General features: G+C 38.4%; 4 protein-coding genes. All 4 read right to left on the reverse strand.

The features are described from left to right. Positions 1 to 78 precede the first annotated feature (78 nt). Positions 79 to 1,452: a cell division protein FtsA gene (gene ftsA / locus AC4MRQ_RS25015; protein WP_491200465.1), complete on the reverse strand. Its 1,374-nt coding sequence runs from the start codon at positions 1,450 to 1,452 to the stop codon at positions 79 to 81. After that, on the reverse strand, positions 1,424 to 2,149 hold the full coding sequence (locus tag AC4MRQ_RS25020) for a cell division protein FtsQ/DivIB (protein WP_491200466.1): 726 nt from the start codon (positions 2,147 to 2,149) through the stop codon (positions 1,424 to 1,426). Before AC4MRQ_RS25020 ends, ftsA begins: the two co-directional genes overlap by 29 nt. A 96-nt stretch (positions 2,150 to 2,245) precedes the next feature. Further along, on the reverse strand, positions 2,246 to 3,634 hold the full coding sequence (murC, locus tag AC4MRQ_RS25025; RefSeq protein ID WP_491200467.1) for a UDP-N-acetylmuramate--L-alanine ligase: 1,389 nt from the start codon (positions 3,632 to 3,634) through the stop codon (positions 2,246 to 2,248). Between the two features lies 1 nt (position 3,635). Beyond that, the coding region (locus AC4MRQ_RS25030) for a UDP-N-acetylglucosamine--N-acetylmuramyl-(pentapeptide) pyrophosphoryl-undecaprenol N-acetylglucosamine transferase (protein ID WP_491200468.1) at positions 3,636 to 4,445 on the reverse strand (810 nt) is incomplete at its 5' end.

Genomic DNA, 4,445 nt, shown 5'->3' on the forward strand with positions numbered 1-4,445 from the left:
ACTTTAATAATGGAAGACTCGGATTGTGGTATTTCAAAATTCATCAGTTCTTCACTCATATCCGTCCTGATTTACCAACTACATTTCAACATCTTTTTCATCAAAGATATTTACCAATCCATTCTTTATACCGCTAAACAAATTGCCTGTTTTGTAGCTTGATTTTTCCTTCTTTGTTTTTTCTTTCTTAACAGTTTTTCGACTCTGTGATTCTTCCCACTTAGGTTCTACTTCACCAAACAGTTCAGGTTCAACAATTGCTCTTTTGGGTCGTTCCATTGCACTCAACACCAAACCAATACTTGTTGAATAGTTAGGCAAGTGAGCTTCCGGCGGAACATCTCCTACCAAACATTGATCTGGCAAACCAATTCGAACATCCAGTCCTGTTCTGAACTTAATCAGTTGTGGTAGATTCTTTAATAATGCACCTCCACCTGTTAACACAATGCCGGCACCAACCTTATCGTAATATCCAGAGTTTTCAATCTGGTACATGACATAATCGATGATCTCTTCCATTCGTGCCTGGATAATATAAGCCAAACTCTTAAATGAAATCTCCTTTGGTTCCCATCCGGCCATACCAGGAATAGTAACCACCATGTCCTCACGTGCCATATCTCCCATCGCAGATCCAAACTGCACTTTAAGAGACTCGGCTTGTTTATACAATACAGAACATCCCTCTTTGATATCAGAAGTCACCACATTACCCCCAAAAGGGATAACTGCAGTATGCCTGATAATACCATCATAGAAAACAGCCACATCAGTAGTACCACCACCAATATCAACCAATACAACTCCGGCTTCTTTTTCCTCTTCAGTCAAAACACTTTTGGATGACGCAAGAGGCTCAAGAATCAAATCGTTCAGTTGAAGTGCCACACGTCGAATACACTTCTCAATATTTTTCACAGATGCAATACGTCCTAACACGATATGGAAATTTCCTTCTAAGCGTCGCCCTGACATACCTACAGGGTTCTTGACTCCCATTTCGTTATCAACGATATAATCCTGCGGGATAACGTGCATTATTTTCTCACCAGCCTCAACCGGAATTTTGTAGTTATCATCAAATAAATGATCTACATCTTCCTGGGTAATCTCAAAACCACTCTCAATAAAACGATAACCACGATTGCGTAAACTCTTAATATGCTGTCCGGCAATGCCAACATACACATCCTGCAGTTTGATATTCAGCTTTGACTCAATACTGCTAATTGCCTGCTTAATAGATGCAACCGTTTCGTCAATATTTAAAACAACTCCTCTTTTCACTCCAATTGACGGCACTTGCTCCATTCCAAGCAATTGCAATTTACCATTGTCCATTTTACGTCCCACAATAGCAACTATTTTGGTCGTTCCAATGTCGATGGCGGCTATTAGTTTAGGTTCGTGGTTCATAACATTATCCTTTTGAACAAACGACTTGTCCATTATATTTTAAACTTACTTTTTTATACACATTCCACTCCCGTGAATCCCATCCGTTTTTGTACAGCGCCTTCAGTTTTTTGAATTTGGCTGAGGTATTTACAGCAGTTCCAAACTCAATGGTGTGATCTCCGACTCTCGGCACTAAGGTCAATTCCCCCTTTTGATCCACATAAATTTGTTCGATCTGGGCTTTCCAGAAAGCATCCTGGTGTATCACCTTCGCAACCATCATCAAATCATCCTTATCCAAACGTGATACATAACCATTCACCACTAAAACATGTGCCGAATGATTTTTAAACAACGGCATTTTCGCCCCATCCATATCCAAATAATATGAATCTTTCTTATCGAACACTCTTACCAAAGGTTCTCTTTGAGTCACATCAACATGCAATGTTCCGCCATAGGTCAGATACACTTCACATTGATTGATGGCAGGATGTTTCATAAAAAACAATTCCATTTGGTTACAATTCAGCTCTTCAATTTGCCGTCCCAGAACACCAGGGTATTTATCCAAAACAATGTCCCTGATTTCCTCTGAAGTGATAAATTGATTTTCAACACTATCACAAATGGATGATTCAATATTACCACAAACCACCTTACTCTTATCAACTGCCACAAATGACAAGATCACCGGAAAATACAGAACGGCCAGCACGATCAATATTATGTTTCTCCAACGCTTCATTTGTAACAATTATTCAATTATTCCGCTTAAATATAACTTTTTCCGCCTACTATCAGTGAAGTATTTATTATTATTTATTAACATTTTGTCAAACGTCTAAATATTGCTGATAAACTCCCTGAATTTCTTTTCCAACACCGGAACTTCCTTATCAATATCACCGGCTCCGAGCGTTAGTACTACCTCATTTTCATCTTCTATCAACGCATCAAATAAGTCAGCTTTTTTGACCACTTTAACAGCCGGAGATTTCATCATTGATGCAATCATTTGTGAGGTAACTCCATCAATTGGCAACTCTCGTGCCGGATAAATATCCAGAAGCAAAATCCGGTCAAACTGATCTAATGAATTGGCAAATTCTTCAGCGAAATCACGCGTTCGTGTGAACAGGTGCGGCTGAAAAACCGCTGTCACTTTCCGATCAGGATAAATGGCTTTAACAGACTTAAATGTCGCATTAATTTCCTCTGGGTGATGAGCATAATCATCAATCATTACTAATTCATCAGATTTAATCCGGTACTGAAAACGTCGCCTTATTCCTTCAAAATCAGGTAAGGCAGCTTTAATTTCATCAGATTCAACACCTCCAAGCATAGCTAAAGCAATTGCTCCAACAGCATTTTCAACATTTACCAACCCAGGTATTCCCATTTTCAGACCTCGAATTGTTCCGAAAGGTGTATGTAAATCAAAACGATGAATACCATCTTCCAGTTTTAAATTAAAGGCGCTGAAATCTGCTTTCTCTTCAATTGAATAGGAAAACAATTCGATATCACTGTTGACATCCTCAATAGGTAAACCCTGTTTATATACTAATACTCCACCCGGCTCAATCTTAGAAACAAACTCATGAAAGGCTGAATTTATACTCTCTTTATCCCCATATATATCTAAATGATCTGCATCCATGGCTGATAAGAGTGCAAAATGGGGTTTTAAATGAAGGAATGAACGATCAAATTCATCCGCTTCTAAAACCACATAGGAAGAATCAGAATCATGTAAAAAGTTTGTCTTATAATTATTAACAATCCCCCCTAAAAAAGCATTACATCCTACACTGGATTGTTTGTATAAATGGGCAGTTAAAGAAGAAATGGTTGTTTTACCATGTGTTCCTGCAACGCATACGCTATTCAAGCCGGAAGAAATCAAACCCAAAACTGCAGCTCTTTTTCTGACATCAAAACCCTGATCACGAAAATGCTTTAGTTCTGAATGGGTTTCAAGAATTGCCGGAGTATAAACCACTAATGTCGACTCTTTATCCCTATACTCAGTTGAAATATTCTGAATATTATCTTCATAATGAATTTTAATACCCTCAGCTTCCAACTCTTTGGTTAATACAGTTGTCACACGATCATACCCTGCCACATTTAATTTCTCATAACAAAAGAAACGAGCAAGGGCACTCATCCCAATTCCACCTATACCAATGAAATAAACACTTTTTATGTCTTTAAACTGCAACATACTACTTATTTTGTGCCAACTTAATAACTTCCGTTGCTATATCTTTTGCGGCATCCGGTTTGGCAAATTGTTTAATATTGTCCCCAAACAATTTTAAGCGCTTATCATCTTTAAGCAGGTTTACCGCTTCACTAATGAGACAATTAACATCTGCATCTCTCACTAAAAGAGCTGCATTTTTTTCAACCAACGCCATAGCATTCTTTGTCTGATGATCTTCCGAAACATTTGGTGACGGAACAAAAACAGTTGGTTTACCTAATATTGCCAGCTCAGATATTGAACTGGCTCCGGCTCTTGAAACAACTACATCAGATGCTGCAAATGCCATATCCATCCGGCTTATAAAATCAGTTACGATTACCCTTGACTTTAATTCTTCCGGTAAGCGAGATTTCATTTCTTCAATATAAAATTTACCGGTTTGCCATATCATCTGCACATCCTGAGGTAAAGCCGACAATGTCTCGATAATTCCATTATTAACAGATCGGGCTCCTAAACTACCTCCAATAACCAATATCGTTTTTTTGCTCTGATCAAGGTTCCAAAAGCTCTTTGCCTCCTCTTTGATAATATTATTCAGTAAATCATTCCTCACCGGATTACCTGTTACCAGGAGCTTATCCTTTGCAAAAAACCGATCCATTTTTTCATAAGCAACACATATTTTCGCCGCCTTCTTTGCCAGAATACGATTGGTAACGCCTGGAAAAGAGTTTTGCTCTTGTAATAAACTAGGCACACCTGATTGCGATGCAATTCTCAACACAGGACCACTTGCATAACCACCAACACCAACTGCTACATC

It is taken from the genome of Carboxylicivirga sp. (assembly GCF_982718395.1).

Excerpts from the sequence above, each read along its gene's own strand:
- murC (WP_491200467.1), bottom strand. The coding sequence starts at position 3,634 with ATGTTGCAGTTTAAAGACATAAAAAGTGTTTATTTCATTGGTATAGGT.
- AC4MRQ_RS25020 (WP_491200466.1), bottom strand. The coding sequence starts at position 2,149 with ATGAAGCGTTGGAGAAACATAATATTGATCGTGCTGGCCGTTCTGTAT.
- ftsA (WP_491200465.1), bottom strand. The coding sequence starts at position 1,452 with ATGGACAAGTCGTTTGTTCAAAAGGATAATGTTATGAACCACGAACCT.